This window comes from Lysobacter sp. CCNWLW3, from assembly GCF_036697405.1.
In the GTDB taxonomy this organism is placed as follows: Bacteria; Pseudomonadota; Gammaproteobacteria; order Xanthomonadales; family Xanthomonadaceae; genus Lysobacter.
Genome location: NZ_JBAHWA010000024.1, coordinates 24484 through 43046 on the forward strand (window position 1 = coordinate 24484; position 18563 = coordinate 43046).

Annotated in this window: 17 protein-coding genes; 11 read left to right on the forward strand and 6 right to left on the reverse strand. The window is 69.3% G+C overall.

Going from position 1 to position 18563, the window contains the following annotated elements; all coding sequences use genetic code 11:
• Positions 1-283 precede the first annotated feature (283 nt).
• Together V1318_RS20420 and V1318_RS20425 are read left to right on the forward strand one after the other, a co-directional pair.
• Positions 284-658 (forward strand): DNA-binding protein, encoded by a 375-nt coding sequence (locus tag V1318_RS20420; RefSeq protein WP_332941606.1) that lies wholly within the window; start codon positions 284-286, stop codon positions 656-658.
• Positions 659-697: 39 nt separating this feature from the next.
• Positions 698-1300, forward strand: coding sequence for an LON peptidase substrate-binding domain-containing protein (locus tag V1318_RS20425; RefSeq protein ID WP_332941607.1), 603 nt, complete (start codon positions 698-700; stop codon positions 1298-1300).
• A 213-nt stretch (positions 1301-1513) separates the two neighbouring features.
• Here the strand turns inward: V1318_RS20425 and V1318_RS20430 are convergent, their stop codons facing one another.
• Entirely contained in the window at positions 1514-3532 is a 2019-nt protein-coding gene (locus tag V1318_RS20430) for a bifunctional DedA family/phosphatase PAP2 family protein (protein ID WP_332941608.1), read from the reverse strand.
• A 238-nt stretch (positions 3533-3770) separates the two neighbouring features.
• On the opposite strand from V1318_RS20430, the gene V1318_RS20435 reads away from it, so the two are divergent.
• Together V1318_RS20435 and V1318_RS20440 are read left to right on the forward strand one after the other, a co-directional pair.
• Positions 3771-4421 (forward strand): serine/threonine protein kinase, encoded by a 651-nt coding sequence (locus V1318_RS20435; RefSeq protein ID WP_332941622.1) that lies wholly within the window; start codon positions 3771-3773, stop codon positions 4419-4421.
• A 163-nt stretch (positions 4422-4584) separates the two neighbouring features.
• Positions 4585-5430 carry an NAD(P)-dependent oxidoreductase gene (locus V1318_RS20440; protein ID WP_332941609.1) on the forward strand — a complete coding sequence of 282 codons (846 nt, stop codon included), beginning with the start codon at positions 4585-4587 and terminating at the stop codon, positions 5428-5430.
• Positions 5431-5523: 93 nt separating this feature from the next.
• Here V1318_RS20440 and V1318_RS20445 read toward each other — a convergent pair whose 3' ends face one another.
• Entirely contained in the window at positions 5524-7116 is a 1593-nt protein-coding gene (locus V1318_RS20445; RefSeq protein WP_332941610.1) for a M20/M25/M40 family metallo-hydrolase, read from the reverse strand.
• Positions 7117-7269: 153 nt separating this feature from the next.
• Here V1318_RS20445 and V1318_RS20450 point away from each other — a divergent pair, with 153 nt between their 5' ends.
• The 6 genes from V1318_RS20450 (at position 7270) to V1318_RS20475 (ending at position 13194) form a co-directional block, all read left to right on the forward strand.
• On the forward strand, positions 7270-7668 hold the full coding sequence (locus tag V1318_RS20450) for a DUF350 domain-containing protein (RefSeq protein ID WP_332941611.1): 399 nt from the start codon (positions 7270-7272) through the stop codon (positions 7666-7668).
• 2 nt (positions 7669-7670) lie between these two features.
• Positions 7671-8108 (forward strand): hypothetical protein, encoded by a 438-nt coding sequence (locus V1318_RS20455; RefSeq protein ID WP_332941612.1) that lies wholly within the window; start codon positions 7671-7673, stop codon positions 8106-8108.
• Positions 8108-9205, forward strand: coding sequence for a glutathionylspermidine synthase family protein (locus V1318_RS20460; RefSeq protein ID WP_332941613.1), 1098 nt, complete (start codon positions 8108-8110; stop codon positions 9203-9205). The genes V1318_RS20455 and V1318_RS20460 overlap by 1 nt, the downstream gene beginning before the upstream one ends.
• Positions 9206-9293: 88 nt before the next feature.
• The gene (locus V1318_RS20465) at positions 9294-10520 is read left to right on the forward strand and encodes an acetylornithine/succinyldiaminopimelate transaminase (protein WP_332941623.1); all 1227 of its coding nucleotides are present in this window, start codon (positions 9294-9296) and stop codon (positions 10518-10520) included.
• Between the two features lie 18 nt (positions 10521-10538).
• Positions 10539-10973, forward strand: a complete 435-nt coding sequence (locus tag V1318_RS20470) for an HIT domain-containing protein (protein WP_332941614.1) — start codon at positions 10539-10541, stop codon at positions 10971-10973.
• A 109-nt stretch (positions 10974-11082) separates the two neighbouring features.
• Complete coding sequence (locus tag V1318_RS20475) at positions 11083-13194, forward strand: TonB-dependent siderophore receptor (RefSeq protein WP_332941615.1); 2112 nt, start codon at positions 11083-11085, stop codon at positions 13192-13194.
• 126 nt (positions 13195-13320) lie between these two features.
• On the opposite strand, the gene V1318_RS20480 is transcribed toward V1318_RS20475, so the two are convergent.
• From V1318_RS20480 to thiE, 3 genes are all read right to left on the reverse strand, one after another.
• Positions 13321-15489, reverse strand: coding sequence for a S8 family serine peptidase (locus V1318_RS20480; protein WP_332941616.1), 2169 nt, complete (start codon positions 15487-15489; stop codon positions 13321-13323).
• Between the two features lie 186 nt (positions 15490-15675).
• The gene (gene hemL / locus V1318_RS20485; RefSeq protein ID WP_332941617.1) at positions 15676-16959 is read right to left on the reverse strand and encodes a glutamate-1-semialdehyde 2,1-aminomutase; all 1284 of its coding nucleotides are present in this window, start codon (positions 16957-16959) and stop codon (positions 15676-15678) included.
• A 16-nt stretch (positions 16960-16975) separates the two neighbouring features.
• Positions 16976-17614: a thiamine phosphate synthase gene (gene thiE / locus V1318_RS20490; RefSeq protein ID WP_332941618.1), complete on the reverse strand. Its 639-nt coding sequence runs from the start codon at positions 17612-17614 to the stop codon at positions 16976-16978.
• Positions 17615-17684: 70 nt separating this feature from the next.
• On the opposite strand from thiE, the gene V1318_RS20495 reads away from it, so the two are divergent.
• Positions 17685-17876: a rubredoxin gene (locus V1318_RS20495; protein ID WP_056180017.1), complete on the forward strand. Its 192-nt coding sequence runs from the start codon at positions 17685-17687 to the stop codon at positions 17874-17876.
• A 13-nt stretch (positions 17877-17889) separates the two neighbouring features.
• On the opposite strand, the gene V1318_RS20500 is transcribed toward V1318_RS20495, so the two are convergent.
• Complete coding sequence (locus tag V1318_RS20500; RefSeq protein ID WP_332941619.1) at positions 17890-18336, reverse strand: DUF192 domain-containing protein; 447 nt, start codon at positions 18334-18336, stop codon at positions 17890-17892.
• Positions 18337-18563 lie beyond the last annotated feature (227 nt).

Here is an 18563-nt window from a genome sequence, read left to right on the forward strand (position 1 = left end):
GCTTCTTGCGGCCATCCATTGGATCCCTGGCGTATCGACACATTATTGACGCTTATAAATCACCTCAGTAGTGCCTAGTTGCGCTGGTTTGGCATCAAGAAATCGCACACGGCCGGTCGTTGGGCGATAGCAACTTAAAATTGCTATTCGTGCATACCAAAAGTGCCACTCTGGGCTGCGGGATACGCAACAATGAGTTGCGTCATTCTCGCTGCCCGTGCGCTGCCTCCGCGCCCGCCCGGGCGGTCCGTTTCGGCCTGGCAGGATGCATGGGCGGTACCGCATGAACTCAATCCACCACGACTTCGCCCAGCGCCTGCGCCACGCGCTGGACTATTCCGGTTTCATCAAGGGCCGTGGCCGCATCGGCGCCCTCGCGATCCAGTACAACGTCAGCCGCGAGACCGCGCGCAAATGGCTGGCCGGGCTGTCCCTGCCCGAACTGCAGCGCATGATCGACATCGCCAGGCAGCAGCGCGTGAGCTTCGAATGGCTGAGCACCGGGCGCGGCAGCGTCGACGGCAACGGCGTGTCGGTCCGCGACGGCAGCGGTCACTACGGGGATCCCGACGAACTGCAGCTGGCCGGATTGGTCCAGCGCCTGTCGCGCAAGAAGCGGCGCGCCCTGATCGAGCTGCTGGAGCCCCAGCCCCAGTGAGGCGATAGCCGCGCGCGAGGCGCGGGTACACTGGCTGGCATGTCGCTCGATCCCGATGCCACCGCGTCCAGCCCGGAAACGCTGGGCCTGTTTCCCCTGCATACGGTGCTGGTGCCCGGCGCCGCGCTCGGCCTGCGCGTGTTCGAGCCGCGCTATCTGGATCTGGTGCGCGACTGCGGGCGCCGCGGTCGCGGCTTCGGCGTATGCCTGATCATCGACGGCGAGGAAGCCGGCACGCCGGCCAGCGCCGCCGCCTTCGGCACCGAAGCGGTGATCGAGGATTTCGGCACCGGCGCAGACGGCCTGCTGACCCTGCGCGTGCGCGGCGCCCGCCGCTTCCACGCGCGCCGCGTGCGGGTGCGCGACAACGGCCTGCAGGTGGCCGAGATCGAATGGTGCGCGCCCGACCCCGAGCAGGCGCTGCGTCCCGAGCACGGCCTGCTCGCGACCTTGCTGCAGGAGCTGATCGACCGCTACGGCGGCGAACACGCGCTGGCGCCGCGGCTGCGCATGGAAGACGCGGCCTGGGTGGGCTGGCGCCTGGCCGAACTGCTGCCGCTGCAGCATGCCCAGCGCCAGGCCCTGCTGCAGATCGACGACCCCCACGAACGCCTGGACCGCTTGCTGGGCCTGCTGCCCTGATCGCGGTCCGTAGGATGCGGTGAGCCGCAGGCGAACCGCATCGCATCGCGTCGGCGCGCCTCCGACGATGCCGCGTCGGCCCAGGCACGCTTAAGAACCGGTCAGTTCAGGCCAACGGCTCCCGTAGGATGCGGTGAGCCGAAGGCGAACCGCATCGCATCGAACTCCGCATCCGGCATGGACCTGAGGCCTGGAACTGCGCCGCAATCAGCCCTAAGGCCCGCGCCCCTCCGGCAACTCCCCGCCCACCGGCAGCGTCCGCAGCCGCAGCACCGGCGTGCCGTGCAGCCCCGAGGCCTCGATGGCGCTGAACTCCTTCAACGCCGCGCGCACCGTCGCATGCGCGCGCACGTCGTCGCTGGTCGGCAGCCACAAGGCCGCCGCGTCCAGGGGCTTGTTCAGGCGCAGCACCTGGCTGGTGCCCAGCCACAGCGGCGTGCCGTCGTCGAGTTTCGCCGGCGCCGGCCACAGGCGCAGCGCGTACTGCTCGTCGGGGCGCGTGCTCGCGCGCAGCAACAGCAGTGACTCGGCCTGCGCGTCCAGGGTGGCCGGCAGCACCGCCTGCTTCAGCGGCGCGGCCTCGTCGTTGAGCAACATGATCGTGGCCATCCAATCGGCCTGCGGCTGCACTCGCCAACCCTGCGCCACCAGCGTCGCGCGCAGCGGCTCCAGCGGCCCGGCGACCTGCAGGTCCAGCGGCCAGCGCCGGCGCAGGTCGCGTTCGTTGCGGTGCTCGGGCAGGGTCGCCCAGTCGCGCCGCCACCAGGCGTCGATCGACAGCACGCGGGTCGGCGCGGCCGCGGCGAACTTGGCCAGCAAGGCATCGGCCGACCGCGGCGCATGCCACAGCGCCGCGGCCGCGAAGCTGCCGTAGAACAGCCAGGCCAGCGGCCGCATCCAGAACGAGCGGGCGACGTGGCGGCGATAGGCGATGCCCAGCACCAGCAGCCAGACGATGCCGAAGAGGGTGCCGCCGACCAGATCGCTGGGCCAATGCGCGCCCAGATAGAGGCGGGCGAAGCCGACCAGGGTGGTGACCACGCCCGCCAGCAGGTACGGCCACACCCGTTGCCGCCCCGGCAGCTCGCGCGCGATCAGCACCGCGAAGAAACCGAACACGATCGTGGTCATGGTCACCGCGACCGAGGGGAAGCCGAAGCCGGCCGGCGCGGTCGGCGGACGCGGCATGTCGATCGCCGCTTCCAGCAGGGAGGTCAGGGCCAGGCCGAACACGATCGCCGCAACCCAGTGCGCCGCGGCCATCCAGCGCCGCCGCCACAGCAGATAGCCCAGCGCGACCAGCGCCGCCGGCGCCAGCACCGCGGCGTCGCCCAGGCTGGCCAGCGCCGCCATCAGGCGGTCGGCGAGCGGATTGCGCAGGCTCCACATCAGCTCGTGGATGCTGTGGTCCAGCGCCAGCGGACCGCCGCTGGCGAGCAGGGTGGCGAGCAGGGTGAACCAGACCCAGCTGATGCCGAGCAGGCACACCGCCAGGATCGCCAGCGAGGCCGACTCCGGCCGGTTCGGGTCGATCAGGGCTTCGGCGTAGCGGCCCATGTGCGGATGCCGGCGGGTCCAGCGCAGCGCGCGCGCGAGCAGGTTGTTGGCGTGCGCGGCGAACCAGCGCCAGGTGTAGAGCACGCAGGCCCAGACCAGCGCGACCGCGACCAGCAGCCCGCCCAGCACCAGGGCCAGGCGGTCGGCGACCGCGGCCACCGCGTCGTAGGACGCGCCCAGCACCCAGCCCGGCGCCAGGAACGCGGCCGCCCAGGCGATGCAGGCGAACAAGCTGGGCAGGGCGTAGCGCCGCGCCGGCATGTGCAGCATGCCGGCGATCGCCGGCACGAACGGCCGCACCGCGCCGACGAAGCGCGCGATCAGGATGCTCTTGCTGCCGTGGCGGCGGAACAACTGCTCGCCGCGGTCCAGCCACTGCGGGTAGCGCGAGAACGGCCAGCGCTGGCGCAGCTGCGGCCCCCAGCGATAGCCGACCCAGTAGCTGAGCCCGTCGCCGACGAAGGCGCCCGCGGCCGCGCAGGTCAGTGCGTAGGGCCCGCTGATATGGCCCAGGCCGACCAGCGTGCCCACCGCGAACAACAGCGGCAGGGCCGGGACCACGATGCCGGCGATGATCAGGGCGTCGCAGAACGCGATCAGGAAGATCACCGCGCCGGCGGCGGTGGGGTTCGCCGCGATCCATGCGGTCGCGCTTTCGAGCCAGACTGAATCCATCGGCCGATTATAGGAGCCGGGATTGCGGATTCGGGATTCGGGATTGGCAAAAACGCCGATGCGTCGCGCCGGTACACTGCGCTCGTGACAGCCGACATCGCTGGGAGCCGGGATTCGGGATTGCGGATTCGGGCTTCGTAGAGCGCCGGTGCGGCGCGTCGATACACTGGCCCCAGCCTGCTCCGGATCTTCAATACAGCGCGCCCCGCCTTTGCCAATCCCGAATCCCGAATCCCCAATCCCGGCGATAGAAATCGCCGCGCTCAAGGCCGACAGCTTCGGCCGCATCGCGCTGATGCGCGACGGGCAGGGCCTGTTCGTGCGCCGCGACCTCGCCCACGTGCCGCTGTGGCTGCGCCTGCCGGCGTGGTGGTTGGCGCGGCGCGAAGCCTTGGCCCTGCGTTGCGTGCAGGGCCTGGCCGCGCCGCAGCTGCTGCGCTGGGACGGGCGCCGGCTCGACCGCAGCTACCTCGACGGTGCGGCCATGTACCAGCGCCCCCCGCACGGCGATCTGGCCTACTTCCAGCGTGCGCGCCGCCTGCTGCAGCAACTGCATCGCAGCGGCATCGTCCACAACGACCTGGCCAAGGAGGCCAACTGGCTGGTCCTGGCCGACGGCGCGCCGGCGGTGATCGATTTCCAGCTCGCGATGCGCGGCCGGCCGCGCGCGCGCTGGCTGCGCCTGCTCGCGCGCGAGGACCTGCGCCACCTGCTCAAGCACAAGCGCACCTACTGCCCGCAGGCCCTGACCCCGGTGGAGCGGCGACTGCTGAAGCGGCATTCCTGGCTGCGCGAGGCCTGGTTCGCGACCGGCAAACCGGTGTACCGCTTCGTGACCCGGCGTATCCTGCATTGGGAAGACAACGAAGGGCAGGGACCCAAGCCCTGAAGGCTCGGTCCGCCGCGTCCGTACGCAGGCGGGCCGGGAGCGCATGGTGCGACGCCTCGGCTAGGATCGATTGCGCTGGCGGGCGCCGCCGCCCACGAATCACGTCACGACCAGGCCGCGGTCGCGCAGGCGATCGCCGCCGGCGTTCCCCCAAGGAGTTCCCATGAGCAGTTTGTCCGGCAAGACCCTCTTCATCACCGGCGCCTCGCGCGGCATCGGGCGCGCGATCGCGCTGCGCGCCGCGCGCGATGGCGCCAACGTCGCGATCGCGGCCAAGTCCGAAGTCGCCAACCCCAAGCTGCCCGGCACCATCCACAGCGTCGCGGCCGAGATCGAGGCCGCCGGCGGCCGCGCGCTCGCGCTCAAGTGCGACATCCGCGAGGAGGACCAGGTCCGCGCCGCGGTCGCGGCCACGGTGGACGCCTTCGGCGGCATCGACATCCTGGTCAACAACGCCAGCGCGATCTGGCTGCGCGGCGTCCTGGACACGCCGATGAAGCGCTTCGACCTGATGCAGCAGGTCAACGCGCGCGGCAGCTTCCTGTGCGCGCAGGCCTGCCTGCCGCATCTGCTGCAGGCGCCCAACCCGCACATCCTGACCCTGGCGCCGCCGCTGAGCACCGACCCGAAGTGGTGGACGCCGCACACCGGTTACACCCTGGCCAAGATGGGCATGAGCTTCGTCACCCTGGGCCTGGCCGGCGAGTTCGGCCCGCAGGGCGTGGCGGTCAACGCCCTGTGGCCGCGCACGGTGATCGCCACCGACGCGATCAACATGATCCCGGGCGTGCAGGCCGAACGCTGCCGCACCCCGGAGATCGTCGCCGACGCCGCGCATGCGGTGCTGGTGCGGCCGGCGCAGGGCTACTACGGCCACTTCCTGATCGACGACGACGTGCTGTTCGCGCTGGGCGTCACCGACTTCACGCCCTACGCGGTCGATCCTGGCCAGCCGCTGCTGCCGGATCTGTTCCTGGATTTCGACAGCGCGCCCAAGCACCGGCGCTGAGCGCGGCGGCATGCGCCGGATCGCATTCGCGATCCGGCGCGCAAGCCGTCGATGCGGCGTGCGCAGCGAACCGCCGCGCCCGCCGCGGCGTGCTTATTTCTTCGTCGTCTTCAAGGCGTCCGACAGCGCATACATCAGATCGACGTAGAAACGCTCGGCCTGGGTCAGCCCGGCGATCTTCGAGCCGGCCTGCGGCTCGACCACCATGTACTCGTTGGGCGCGTGCGCGCCGCTGCCGTGGCCCAGGCCGCCGGCGATCATCGGCAGGCCCAGGGTCTGGGTGAACACGTAGTAGGGCGCGCTGCCGGCCAGGCGCGGAGCGATGGTCGGAGTGAAGCCGTACTTGCGGTAGGTGCCGATCGCCGCGCGCGACAGCGGCGCGTCCACCGAGGTCTGCGCCGGCGGGTAGCCCGACAGCTGGCGCACCACGATATCGTCGAAGCCCTGCGCGTCGAGCTGTTTGCGGATCAGCGCCAACGCCTGTTCCGGGGTCTGGTTGGGCACCAGCCGCGAATCGATCTTGGCCACCGCGCGGTGCGGCAGGATGGTCTTGACGCCTTCGCCGGTGTAGCCCGCGACCAGGCCGTCGATGTTGAGCGTGGTGTCGAACAGCTCCGAGGCCACCGCCTCGCGCACGTTGCGGCCGTTCTTCCAGCGCGTGGCGCCCAGCACCTCCAGATTCTTGGCCGCGTCCTGTTCGCGGTCGCGGATCAGGCCGTTGTACAGGCGCTGTTCCTCGGCGTTGGGCGGGCGGATCGCGTCGCGATAGCCGGGCACCGCGATCTCGCCCTCGGGCGTGGTCAGGGTCGACAGCGCCTGCACCAAGCGCCAGGTCGGCGAATCCAGGGTGGCCGCCATCGAGCCGTGGACCTCGCTCTTCTGCGAGCCGCCGGTCTTGGGATTGCCGCGCGCCTCCAGCTCGAAATACAGGATGCCCTTCACGCCCAGGAACATGTTCGGCTCGCCGTCGCGGCCCTGGGTGTTCATCGGGAAGAACACGCCGTCGGCCTTGCGCAGCTGCGCCTCGTACTTGGCCACCACTTCCGGATAGTGCGGCGAGCCCAACTCCTCCTCGCCCTCGGCCAGCACGATCAGATTCACCGGCGGCTTGCCGCGCACCGCGATCATCGCCTGCAGCGCGTTGAGGAAGGCGCGCTGCGGACCCTTCTGGTTGGTCGCGCCGCGCGCCATCAGCACCTTGCCCAGGCCGGGCTCGTCGACCAGTTCGCCCTTGAAGGCGTCGACCTTCCAGCCGGTGGGTTCGATCGGCTGCACGTCGTACATCATGTACACCACCAGGGTGTGCTCGGCGCCGGCGTCGTAATAGCCGTACACGCCCGGATGGCCGGCGGTCGGCACCAGCGCGGTGTCGCGGAAGCCCAGGGCCTGCAGGTCGGCGCGCAGCAGCTCCGCCATGTCCTGGATGCCCTTGTTCTGGGCGCTGATCGACGGCTGCCGCACCCAGCGCCGCAATTGCTCCAGATCCTGCGCGCGGTTCTTCTCCAAGTGGGCGTAGACGTCGGCGTAGTCGCCGGCGTAGGCCGGTACCGAGGCGGCGTCGAAGGCCGCGGTCTCGGTGATCGCGATCTTGGGCGCCGGCGCATCGGACGGTGCCGCGGCGGCGGCGCCGGCGGCGAGCAGGGCGGACAACAGGCAGGCGAACGACGAGCGGCGCGGCTGGGTCATGAGCGTGTAGGTCCTGAGGGGGTGGTTCCCGATTCTGCGCGCGCTGGGCCGCGCATCGCATGACGCAGCGCACAGTGCGTCCTGGCGCATGCCGTCTTGTCGGTCCCGTGCGAGCGGGCTAAGGTCTGCGGGCTTTTCCGATCGGGGATGGGGATGTCGTACTTGCAGGGCTTGCCGGCGTTCGCCGGCTATTTCGCGGTCGGGCTGGGATTCGTCGCCCTGTTCCTGGCGGTCTATCTGCAGTTCACGCCGCATCGCGAACTGCAGTTGATCCGCGACGGCAACCTCGCCGCCAGCACCGCCCTGGCCGGCGCCTTGCTGGGCTTCTGCCTGCCCCTGGCCAGCGCGATGGCGCACAGCCTCAGCCTGATCGACCTGGCCGTGTGGGGCGCGGTCGCGATGCTGGCGCAGGCCGCCGCGCACCTGCTCACCCGCCTGCTGCTGCCCGGATTTCCCGCGCGCATCGAGCGCGGCGAACAGGCGGCCGCGCTCCTGTCGGCGACCTTGCACCTGGGCGTGGGCCTGATCAACGCCGCGGCGATGACCTACTGACGATGGCGAAGAAACGCAGTTCCTCGCAAGCCACGCCGACGATCACGCAGCCTGGCCCGCTCAAGCGCAAACGCTCCTACGAGGTGCCCTTGCTGTGGCTGGGGGCCGCCGCGCTGATCGGCTATCCGATCGTGCGCGATCTCACCGCCGAACCGGTGCAGCGCGGCGGTTATGCCGATCGCTACAGCTGCGAATGCGATTACAGCGACCGCTGCGTCTACGAGAACGGGCGCTGGTACGGCCCCTGGTATCCGGACAAGGCCCAGGATCCGCGCGACGCCCAGGCCGGCAACCGCTGCCGCCATCACCGCGGTTACTACGGCGGCTACGGCACCGCCAGCGGCTACCGCAGCGACGGCGAATACCGCGCGCCGACGATGGAGCGCGGTTATCGCGGCGGTTTCGGCCGCACCGGCACCGCGCGCTCGGTCCGCTCCTGATGCGTCGCGAGCGCTGCGCGCCGCGACCGGACTGGCGCGCGCGGGTCGAGGCGCTGGGCTTCGACTTCCACAGCCTCGACGGCGCCTATTGGGTCGACGACGCCTGCTACCGTTTCCGCGCCGAGCAGATCGACCGCATCGAGGCCGCGACCGGCGAGCTGCATCAGTTGTGCCTGCAGGCCGTGGCGCATGTCGTCGAACGCGGCGACTATCTCGAACTGGGCTTGAACGCGCGCGCGGCCGAACTGGTCGAGCGCTCCTGGCGTGCGCGCGAACCGGCCGTGTACGGCCGCTTCGACCTGGCCTACGACGGCCACGGCGAGCCCAAGCTGCTCGAGTACAACGCCGACACCCCGACTTCGCTGTTCGAGGCCGCGGTGGTGCAGTGGTACTGGCTGGAGGACACCGCCGCCGGCGCCGATCAGTTCAATCTGATCCACGAGCGCCTGGTCGAGCGTTGGCCGCAGGTCCTGCCCGCCGGTGCGCGGGTGCATTTCGCCGGCTGCCTGGAGGCGCCCGAGGACCGGGCCACCGTCGAATACCTGCGCGAGACCTGCGCCCAGGCCGGCTACGCCACCCAATCCCTGGACATCTCCGAGATCGGCTGGCTCGAACAGCGTTACGTCGATCTCGAAGACCGCCCGATCGCGCAGCTGTTCAAGCTCTATCCCTGGGAATGGTTGCTGGACGAGCCCTTCGCCGAACACCTGCCGACGGCGCCGATGCGCTGGATCGAGCCGGCCTGGAAGCAGCTGCTGTCGAATAAATCCCTGCTGCCGCTGCTGTGGCGCCTGTTCCCGGGCCATCCCAACCTGCTGGCGGCGTCGCACGATCCGGCCGCGATCGACGGGCCGCTGGTCGCCAAACCGCGTCTGGGCCGCGAGGGCGAGGGCGTGGCGATGTTCGAGCGGCCGCCGCTGATGGCCGCGCCGGACACGGTCTACCAGGCCTATTCGCCGCTGTACCAAAGCGCCGCCGGCCACGCCGTGCTCGGCGCGTGGGTGGTCGGCGACGCCGCCGCGGGCCTGGGCGTGCGCGAGGACGGCGACCGCATCACCCGCAACAGCAGCCGCTTCGTGCCGCACTGCTTCGACTGAGCCGTCGCGTCGGCGTCGCGCCGCAACGCCAGCGCCGGCCGCCGACTTGGGCGAGAATATGCGTTCTCCCCAACCGATCCTGCGTCCGATGACCGCCTCGACCGAATCGCTGTTCGCCCTTTCCGAGCGCTATTACCTGCCGGTCTACCGTCCGCGCCGGATCGTGCTCGACCGCGGCCAGGGCGCGCGCATCTGGGACCGCGACGGCCGCGAGTACGTGGATTTCGGCGCCGGCATCGCCGTCAACGCGCTAGGTCACGCCCATCCGGCGCTGATCGCGGCGCTGACCGAGCAGGCCGGCAAGCTCTGGCACACCAGCAACGTGTTCGTGAGCGAGCCGCCGCTGCGCCTGGCCGAAGCGCTGGTGAGCGCCTCGGGCTTCGCCGAGCGGGTGTTCTTCTGCAATTCCGGCGCCGAAGCCAACGAGGCCGCGATCAAGCTCGCGCGCAAGTGGGCGACCGCGCAGGGGCGCGAGCCCGAGCGCCGCGCCATCCTCAGCTTCCGCGGCAGCTTCCACGGCCGCACCCTGGCCGCCGTCACCGCCACCGCCCAGCCCAAGTACCACGAGGGTTTCGAGCCGCTGCCGCCGGGGTTCCGCTACAGCGATTTCAACGATCTGGCCGCGGCCGAGGCGGCGATGGCCGACGGCGCGGTCTGCGCGGTGCTGGTCGAGCCGGTGCAGGGCGAGGGCGGGGTGACGCCGGCGACGGCGGAGTTCCTGCGCGGCCTGCGCGCGCTTTGCGACCGCCACGGCGCCCTGCTGATCCTGGACGAGATCCAATGCGGCATGGGTCGCACCGGTCGGCTGTTCGCCTGCCATGGCTACGAGGTCGTGCCCGACGTGGTCACCCTGGCCAAGGCCCTGGGCAGCGGTTTCCCGATCGGCGCCATGCTGGTCGGCGCGCGCGCCGGCCAGAGCATGCAGTTCGGCGCCCACGGCACCACCTTCGGCGGCAATCCGCTGGCCGCCGCGGTCGCCAACGCGGCCCTGCGCGAGCTGTCGTCGCCGGCGCTGCTGGCCAATGTGGAACGCCAGTCGCAGGCGCTGCGCGCGGCCTTGACGGCCCTGGACGACGAGTTCTCGCTGTTCTCCGAAGTGCGCGGCCGCGGCTTGATGCTGGGCGCGCAGCTGCGCGCGGAGCACGCCGGCAAGGCCGGCGAGATCCTCGACCGCTGCGTCGACCACGGCCTGCTGCTGTTGCAGGCCGGCCCCGACGTGCTGCGCTTCGTGCCGGCACTGAATATCTCCGACGCCGACGTCGCCGAAGGCCTGACGCGTTTGCGCGCGGCGCTGGCGGCGTTCGTGGGCCGCTAAGCGGCGGCCCAGGATGCGATGAGCGAGGACTGCGTCTTCTGCGCGATCGCGGCCGGCACCGCGCCGGTCAGCCTCGTGCACGAAGACGAGCTCGCGCTGGCCTTCGTCGATCTGCGCCAGGCCGTGAGCGGCCATGTGCTGATCGTGCCGCGCGCGCACGTGCCCGACCTCTATGCCTTGGACGAAGCCACCGCCGCGCATCTGATGCGCTTGGCGGTGCGCATCGCGCGCGCCTTGGCCGCCGACGGCCGCCCCGACGGGCTCAGCCTGTGGCAGTCCAACGGCGCGGCGGCGATGCAGGAAGTGCCGCACTTTCACCTGCATCTGCAGCCCCGCCGCCACGGCGACGGCTTGCTCGACGCGTACCCACGCGGCCTGCCCGCGCCGCTCGCGCGCGAGGACTTGGATGCGCTCGCGCAGCGCATCGCCGAGCGCCTGTCCGCCCACTACTGACGCCATCCGCCGCGTCGCATCCGTTCGATGCGAAGGCCTGAAAGGCTTGGCATCCGCTGCTTAACTAAACGATAATGATTATCGTTTACTAAATCCAGCCGGAGACCCCATGCCCCGCTCTCGTATCACCCCGGCCCCCCTGGCCGTGGCGCTCGTGTTTGCCCTGACCGCGCCTGTTGCGCTGGCCCAGACCTCGCCCAGCCCCGATGGCGGCGATGCGGCGGCCGACCGCGCCACCACCCTGGATCATGTGGTCGTGGAGGGCGCGGCCGTGGAGGGCTACAAGGCCGCCAACGCCCGCAGCGCGACCAAGACCGACACCCCGATCTCGGAAACGCCGCAGGCGATCACCGTGGTGACTCGGGAGCGCATGAGCGACCAGGGCGCGCAGAGCGTGCAGGACGCGCTCAACTACGCCGCCGGCGTGCGCTCGGACGCCTACGGCCTGGATTCGCGCGGCGACTGGACCCTGATCCGCGGCAGTTCCCCCAGCGAATACCTCGACGGCCTGCGCAACGCGTTCAACTACTACACCAGCAGCGCGCGCACCGATCCCTACATGCTCGAGCGCATCGAAGTGCTGCGCGGCCCGGCCTCGATGCTGTTCGGGCAGGGCAGCACCGCCGGCATCGTCAACCTGGTCAGCAAGCGCCCGCAGGCCGAAACCCGGCGCGAGATCGGCGTGCAGATCGGCAGCTACGACCGCCGCCAGCTCAACGCCGATTTCACCGGCCCGCTCAGCGACGACGGCACCTGGCTGTACCGCCTGGTCGGTGTGTACCGCGACAGCGAAACCCAGGTCGATCAGGTCGACGACGACCGCCGCCTGTTCGCGCCCTCGCTGACCTGGAAGCCCAGCGAGGACACCTCGCTGACCCTGCAACTGCGCTGGCAGCGCGACCGCACCGGCTCGACCTCGCAGTTCTTCGGCTGGAGCGGCCTGCTGGCGCCCAACCCGAACGGGCGCGTGCCGTCCCGCCGCTACATCGGCAATCCCGGCGATCACTACGACACCGACCGCAGCACCGCCGGCTGGTTGTTCGAGCATCGCTTCAACGAAAACTGGAGCGTGCGTCAGTCCTTCCGCGCCGCGCGCAACAAGGTCGATTACGCCAGCGTCTACGGCAATCCCTTCGCCAACCCGACCGATCCTTTCCTCGACCCGCAACAGCGCCTGCTGCCGCGCGAAGGCTGGTTCGCCAAGACCCAGGTGCGGATGCAGAACATCGATCAGCACGTCGAGGGGCGCTTCAAGACCGGCGCGATCGAGCATCAGATGCTGCTGGGCCTGGACGCGGTGCGGTTCAAGCAGGACGAAGCGCAGCTGTTCGACAGCAACGTGCCGCCGGTGGACATCTTCGACCCGGTGTACACGCCCTATACGCCGCCGGCGTTGGGCGCACCGGTCAGGACCAGCCAACGCCAGGTCGGCTTGTACCTGCAGGACCAGATGAGGTTCGGCGAGCATTGGATCGTGGTGGCCGGTTTGCGCCACGACCGGGTCAAGAACGGGCTGGCCGGCGCCGTCGACGAAGACTCCAGCGCCACCACCAAGCGCCTGGGCCTGATGTTCCACGATTGGGCCGGCTGGTCGCCGTACGTGAGCTATAGCGAGTCCTTCACGCCCTTGGCCGGCACCAACGCCATCACCGGCGCGCGCTACACGCCGCAAAAGGGCGAGCAGGTCGAAGCCGGCTTGAAGTTCGAGCCGGCGGGACGCGATCTGAGCTTCACCGCTGCGGCCTACGAGCTGCGCGAGGAAAATCGCCTGGTCCCGGATCCGCGCAACCCCAACACCAACATCCAGGCCGGCAAGACCAAGGTCAACGGCCTGGAGCTGGAAGTCAGCGGCCGGCTCACCGACTCGTTCGACATCACCGCGCACTACAACTATCTGGAAAACGACAAGCAGCTCGAAAACACCCCGCGCCACCAGGCCGCGGTCTGGGGCAAGCAGCGCTTCCGCGTCGCAGGCCGCGAAGGCTTCGCCGCCGGCCTGGGCCTGCGCTACATGAGCGCCTTCGACAGCCCGCCCGCGCCGACCACGCCGTCGGTGACCCTGGCCGACGCCCTGCTGTCCTACGACACCGGCGCCTGGCGCTGGGCGCTCAACGTCAACAACCTGACCGACAAGCGCTACTTCAGCATCTGCATGGGTCGCGGCGATTGCTGGTTCGGTGCGCGCCGCAACATCGGACTGAGCGCGACCTTCGTGTTCTGATGTGGACTCGAGAGCGGGCAAAAACGGCCGGCGAATTCGCCGGCCGTTTTTGCCGCTACACGATTGCGACGCGCCGCCTCGGATGGCGACAGCCATCGCTCGTGCCGATCCCGGGCGCGCCGCGGATCAGTGCAAGCGCGGAATATCGTTCAGGGGCACGCCGTTGTTCGCGGTCGGGTTGCCATTTCCGTCCCATTCGAAGTAGCGGCCGTACGCGGTCACCGTTTCGATGATGCCGTTCGGCCCGCTCCGCTGCTCGCGACTGCCGAACTTGCAAGTCGTTCCCGCCGGCCGATAGGCACAGGGGCCATTGGCATAGCGCGGAGTGCTCAACAGCGTGTTGGTGGCGATCAGCGAGCCGGCTGCGTCGTAAGTCCAATAACGTCCGTAAGCGGTGATCGATTCGTACAGCCCGCCCCATTGCGGCGGATTGAACATGTCGCGCGTGTCGAAGGTGCAAGGCGCGCCGCCAGCGTAGGCACAAGGCCCATTGGCGTAGCGAGGCACGCTGGTCAAAAGCGATCCACTGCCGCTCAACTGGCTGTTGTTCTGGTCGAAGTTCCAAAAGCGGCCGTAGGCGGTCACTGATTCGATATAGCCGAACTCCGGATAGTCGAGCGTGGTCACCGAATCGAGCGTGCAAATCTGGCCGGCCGGCGCGTACTGACAAGGGCCGTCCTTATAGTGCGGGAACGCATTCAACTTTTTCGCCACGCCGCTTTGATTGCCGGCTGCATCGAACTGCCAGCGGTAACCGTAGGCATAGACCGATTCCACCAGCGTGCCGCTGCCGTTGACGTACTGGCTGAGGCCTTCGATGCTGCAGCTCAACGGGTAAGATGGATTGCCGGCGCTGCACGGCCCGGTGCTGGTGGTCGCCGCTAACGCCACCGAGTTCGCGACGTTGAGCAGGCCGGGGCCGCAGTTGGTGCCGCAAGACAGGAGCGCGGTCGCGGATTGCTGCAAGATCCGACCGACTTGATCGGGGCGCAGGTTCGGCTTGACCGACAGCATCAGGCCGACGGTCCCGGAGACGTGGGGCGCGGCCATCGAGGTGCCCGACAGGTAGCGATAGCAATGCGAATTGCCGCTCGCTGGGGACGTGGTCCAGGCCGATACGACGCCGCGTTGCCTGATATCGGGATTGAAGGAGCTCGCGAGATCGGGGTTGCACTGCGGCACATCCATCCGGACCAGCATGCCGCCATAGATCGTCGAGGTCGGTAGGACGTTGCCGTTCGAATCGTACAAGTACGAGCCGCCGCCGCCGGGAGCGGTGATGCCGATGTTCGGCCCGCGATTGCTGTAGAGCGCGAGGGCACTGCTGGGATCGACGGCGGCGACCGAGATCACGTCGGGGCAGGACGCCGGCGTCGCGTTGTCGACGCTGCCAGACCCGTTGCCCGCGGCGGCGACCAGCGTCACGCCATTGTCCCGGGCACGGCGGATGGCCGCGCGCAGGACCGGGAAAGACACCTGAGTGCAGGCGCCGGGAAACTCGAAGCTCATATTGATGACGCGCGCGCCGTTCTCGGTTGCCCAATCGATGCTGTTGGTGATCCACAGCGTGTTCGGGTTGTCGTCGCCGCTGCCCGGAGCGACGATGCCGGTATCGCTGTCGCCGACCTTCACGTTCATCAGCGTGCAACCCGGACAGACGCCCGCGCCACCGATGTTGTTGTCGACCGTGGCGCCGACGATGCCGGCCACGTGGGTGCCGTGGCGCCAGCTCCCATTGTCCTTAGCGGGCTGACCAGGCGCGGGGGCGTTGTACTCGTCGATCATGTTGTACTCGTCGACCATGAAGCGGCCGCTCAAATCCGGATGATCCGAGCGGCCCGAGTCGAGTACGGCGATGCGTACCGAGGCATTGCCCCTGCCCGAGGCGGCCCATGCGTTTGACAGCGAGATGAGCGGGTAGTGCCATTGGTCCGCGAACAGGGGGTCGCTGGAGAACTCGAACAGATAGTTCAGCTGCGCGTATTCCACATCGGCGCGCTGGCGCAATTCGGCCAGCAGGGCCAGGGTTTCGGCCTTCGCTGCATCCTTGTCGGAACGTGCGGCGTTCGGGCGGCGGATCTTCGCGACCCAGAAATGCTGGGACGGCCGCTCCAGTGCGATATCGGCCGAGGCGGCGGCCAGCGCCGATTTTTCCCCGCCAGGTTTGAACTTGACGAGGACTTCGTAGGGAATGAAACGCGGTTGAGTATCGGTTCCGGGCGGCGGGGCCGCCATCGCGCTATGGATCGAGGCCGCGCCGAGCAGCGCGACGAACAGGTACGAGTGGGGCTTCATGGTCGGTCCTTGTGGTTATTCGCATTCGAGAGGAATCGAAAATCACAACCTAGTAGCCAGACCAAGCATACCTGCGGCGATCCGGGCGCGCTTCTGCCCGAATCGAATGCGCATCACGGAACAATCGAGGCGAGTTCCAGTGTCTGAGAACTTGCTGTCGCCGCCGCGAACGCAGGCGGGCGCGTATCACAAGGCCGCGAAACTCGCGCGCGCGGCTTCCAGCGTGTGCGCGATCTCGGCCTCACCGTGCGTGCTGGACATGAAGCCGGCCTCGAACGCCGACGGTGCCAGGTACACGCCGCGCTCGAGCATGCCGTGGAAGAAACGGTTGAAGCGCTGCGTGTCCGAAGCCATGGCGTCGGCGAAGCTCTCGACCGGACCTTCGCGGAAATACAGGCCGAACATGCCCGGCGCGCGAGTGGTGTGGAAGGCCACGCCGGCCTCGCGCGCGGCCGCTTCCAGGCCGTCGCAGAGCGCGTGGGTGCTGCGTTCCAGCGCATCGTGGAAGCCCGGCGCGCGGATCAGGTCCAGCGTCGCCAGGCCCGCGGCCATCGCCACCGGATTGCCGCTGAGCGTGCCTGCCTGGTAGATCGGGCCGCTGGGCGCGACCTGACTCATCAGATCGCGGCGGCCGCCGTAGGCGCCGACCGGCATGCCGCCGCCGATGATCTTGCCGAAGGTGCTCAGGTCCGGCTTGATGCCGTAGCGCTGCTGCGCGCCGCCCAGCGCGACCCGGAAACCGGTCATCACCTCGTCGAAGATCAGCAGCGCCCCGTAGCGCGTGCACAGCTCGCGCAGGTGCTGCAGATAGCCGTCCTTGGGCAGGATGCAGTTGGCGTTGCCGACGATGGGCTCGATGATCAGGCCGGCGATCTGGTCGCCGACGTCGTCGAACAGACGCGTCGCCGCGTCGAAATCGTTGTAGGGCAGGGTCAGGGTCAGATCGGCCAGCGCCGAGGGCACGCCCGGCGAGTTCGGCAGGCCCAGGGTCAGCGCGCCGCTGCCGGCCTTGACCAGGAAACTGTCGCCGTGGCCGTGGTAGCAGCCCTCGAACTTGACGATGCGCGTGCGCCCGGTCGCGCCGCGCGCGACCCGGATCGCCGACAGCGTGGCCTCGGTGCCCGAGTTCACCATGCGCACCATCTCGCAGCTGGGCACGATCGAGGTGATCGCCTCGGCCATGGTCACTTCCAGCGCATTGGGCACGCCGAAGCTGAGGCCGTCGCGCATGGTGCGCGCGACCGCGTCCAGCACCTGCGGATGGGCGTGGCCGGCGATCATCGGGCCCCAGGAACCGACGTAATCGACATAGCGGTTGCCGTCGACGTCGTACAGATACGCGCCTTCGGCGCGCTGGGCGAAGAACGGCTCGCCGCCGACGGATTTGAACGCGCGCACCGGCGAATTGACGCCGCCGGGCAGCAGCTCGGAAGCGCGGGTGAACAGGGCGTGCGAACGGGCGTTATTCATGGGCGGGCAAGGGTCTTCAGTAAAGGGGAACGGAGTCGAAACAGGCGCGGTAAGCGCGCGTCGCGGCGGCCGGATCCGGCGCGTCGAACACGCCGCTGATCACCGCCAGCAGGTCGGCGCCGGCCGCGACCAGCGCCGGCGCATTGTCCGGGGTGATGCCGCCGATCGCCACCCGCGGCACGTTCAAATCCGCCGCGTCGCGCAGCAGCTGCGGCGTGGCGCGGCGCGCATTGGGCTTGGTCGGCGAAGGGAAAAACGCGCCGAAGGCGACGTAGTCGGCACCGGCGGCGACCGCGGCGCGGGCCAGCGCGGCCTGGTCGTAGCAGGACACCCCCAGGATCGCGTCCGCGCCCAGCAGCGTGCGCGCGGCCGCGATATCGCCGTCGTCCTCGCCCAGATGCGCGCCGTCGGCACCGATCCGCGCGGCCAGGCGCCAGTCGTCGTTCACGATCAGCGGCGCGCCATGGCGCCGGCACGGCTCCAGCAGGGCGCGCGCCTGGCGCTCGCGCGTGGCTTCGTCGGCGGCCTTGTTGCGGTACTGCAGCCAGGCCGCGCCGGCGGCCAGCACCGTCTCGACCCGCGCGAGCAGGCGCCGGTCGTCGGTTTCGTCGGGGGTGATCGCGTAGACGCCGCGGCGCGGCCAGGATGAATGCATGACGGCGCTTCCGTGGGCGCGGCGGGGGTGGGACAATACGCGTCCCGCAAGACAGCCATTATCCGCCCATATGTCCGAGATCGCCGCCGCCACCGTCTTCCGCACCTGGATGTGCGTCGTGTGCGGTTTCATCTACGACGAGGCCAAGGGCCTGCCGGAAGAGGGCATTGCCCCGGGCACCCGCTGGGCGGACGTGCCCGATACCTGGACTTGTCCGGACTGCGGCGTGACCAAGGACGACTTCGAGATGATGGAGCTCTGAGCGCCTAGGCGGTTCAGGGCTTGGGCAGGCCCGGCCCGAAGGTCAGCACGGCGCCGTCCTGCAGTTTCAGCTTGGCCGCCTGGCCGGCGTTGAGTTCCAGCACGTAACGCGCCGGCGCGGCGCTGGGGTAGGGCGGGCACTGGTTGCCGGCCGAGCACGGCGGCACGTCGCGCTGCTGCGACACCAGCTTGCGGTCGTTGTCGAAGTACAGGATATCCAGCGGAATCTTGGTGTTTTTCATCCAGTAGGCCTGCGGTTCCTGGCGCTCGTGGATGAAGACCATGCCGCGGTCGACGGCCATTTCCTCGCGGAACATAAGGCCCATGGCGCGCTCTTCGTCGTCGTCGGCGACTTCCACCGTATAGCGCTGCCCGGCCAGCTCCACCCAGGTGTCGGCGCCGCTGGCGCAACCGGACAGGGCCAGGCCGCAGCAGGCGGCCAACAGACGTAGCTTGGACATCGAGCGTGTTCCTTGTTGCCAGAGGGGTGCGGCGACCATCGGGCAGCGCGGCGCGGCGGTCAAGTCGAATTATTTTCGCTGACCCCCTTCCCTATTCAGCTTGAGCTGTGCACAATGCGCGCCCCGCCGAGCTGCATTCACCGAGCGACGCGGGGCGGATCGAAAGCGGTACGAAATCGGTTGACGACTTCGAACTCTGCTGTAAGATGCGCGGCCCGGCAGACGGG

Excerpts from the sequence above, each read along its gene's own strand:
- V1318_RS20455 (WP_332941612.1), top strand. The coding sequence starts at position 7,671 with ATGGCGAAGAAACGCAGTTCCTCGCAAGCCACGCCGACGATCACGCAG.
- hemL (WP_332941617.1), bottom strand. The coding sequence starts at position 16,959 with ATGAATAACGCCCGTTCGCACGCCCTGTTCACCCGCGCTTCCGAGCTG.
- V1318_RS20470 (WP_332941614.1), top strand. The coding sequence starts at position 10,539 with ATGAGCGAGGACTGCGTCTTCTGCGCGATCGCGGCCGGCACCGCGCCG.
- V1318_RS20425 (WP_332941607.1), top strand. The coding sequence starts at position 698 with ATGTCGCTCGATCCCGATGCCACCGCGTCCAGCCCGGAAACGCTGGGC.
- V1318_RS20475 (WP_332941615.1), top strand. The coding sequence starts at position 11,083 with ATGCCCCGCTCTCGTATCACCCCGGCCCCCCTGGCCGTGGCGCTCGTG.
- V1318_RS20450 (WP_332941611.1), top strand. The coding sequence starts at position 7,270 with ATGTCGTACTTGCAGGGCTTGCCGGCGTTCGCCGGCTATTTCGCGGTC.
- V1318_RS20495 (WP_056180017.1), top strand. The coding sequence starts at position 17,685 with ATGTCCGAGATCGCCGCCGCCACCGTCTTCCGCACCTGGATGTGCGTC.
- V1318_RS20445 (WP_332941610.1), bottom strand. The coding sequence starts at position 7,116 with ATGACCCAGCCGCGCCGCTCGTCGTTCGCCTGCCTGTTGTCCGCCCTG.
- V1318_RS20420 (WP_332941606.1), top strand. The coding sequence starts at position 284 with ATGAACTCAATCCACCACGACTTCGCCCAGCGCCTGCGCCACGCGCTG.
- V1318_RS20480 (WP_332941616.1), bottom strand. The coding sequence starts at position 15,489 with ATGAAGCCCCACTCGTACCTGTTCGTCGCGCTGCTCGGCGCGGCCTCG.
- V1318_RS20440 (WP_332941609.1), top strand. The coding sequence starts at position 4,585 with ATGAGCAGTTTGTCCGGCAAGACCCTCTTCATCACCGGCGCCTCGCGC.
- V1318_RS20460 (WP_332941613.1), top strand. The coding sequence starts at position 8,108 with ATGCGTCGCGAGCGCTGCGCGCCGCGACCGGACTGGCGCGCGCGGGTC.
- V1318_RS20465 (WP_332941623.1), top strand. The coding sequence starts at position 9,294 with ATGACCGCCTCGACCGAATCGCTGTTCGCCCTTTCCGAGCGCTATTAC.
- V1318_RS20500 (WP_332941619.1), bottom strand. The coding sequence starts at position 18,336 with ATGTCCAAGCTACGTCTGTTGGCCGCCTGCTGCGGCCTGGCCCTGTCC.
- thiE (WP_332941618.1), bottom strand. The coding sequence starts at position 17,614 with ATGCATTCATCCTGGCCGCGCCGCGGCGTCTACGCGATCACCCCCGAC.
- V1318_RS20430 (WP_332941608.1), bottom strand. The coding sequence starts at position 3,532 with ATGGATTCAGTCTGGCTCGAAAGCGCGACCGCATGGATCGCGGCGAAC.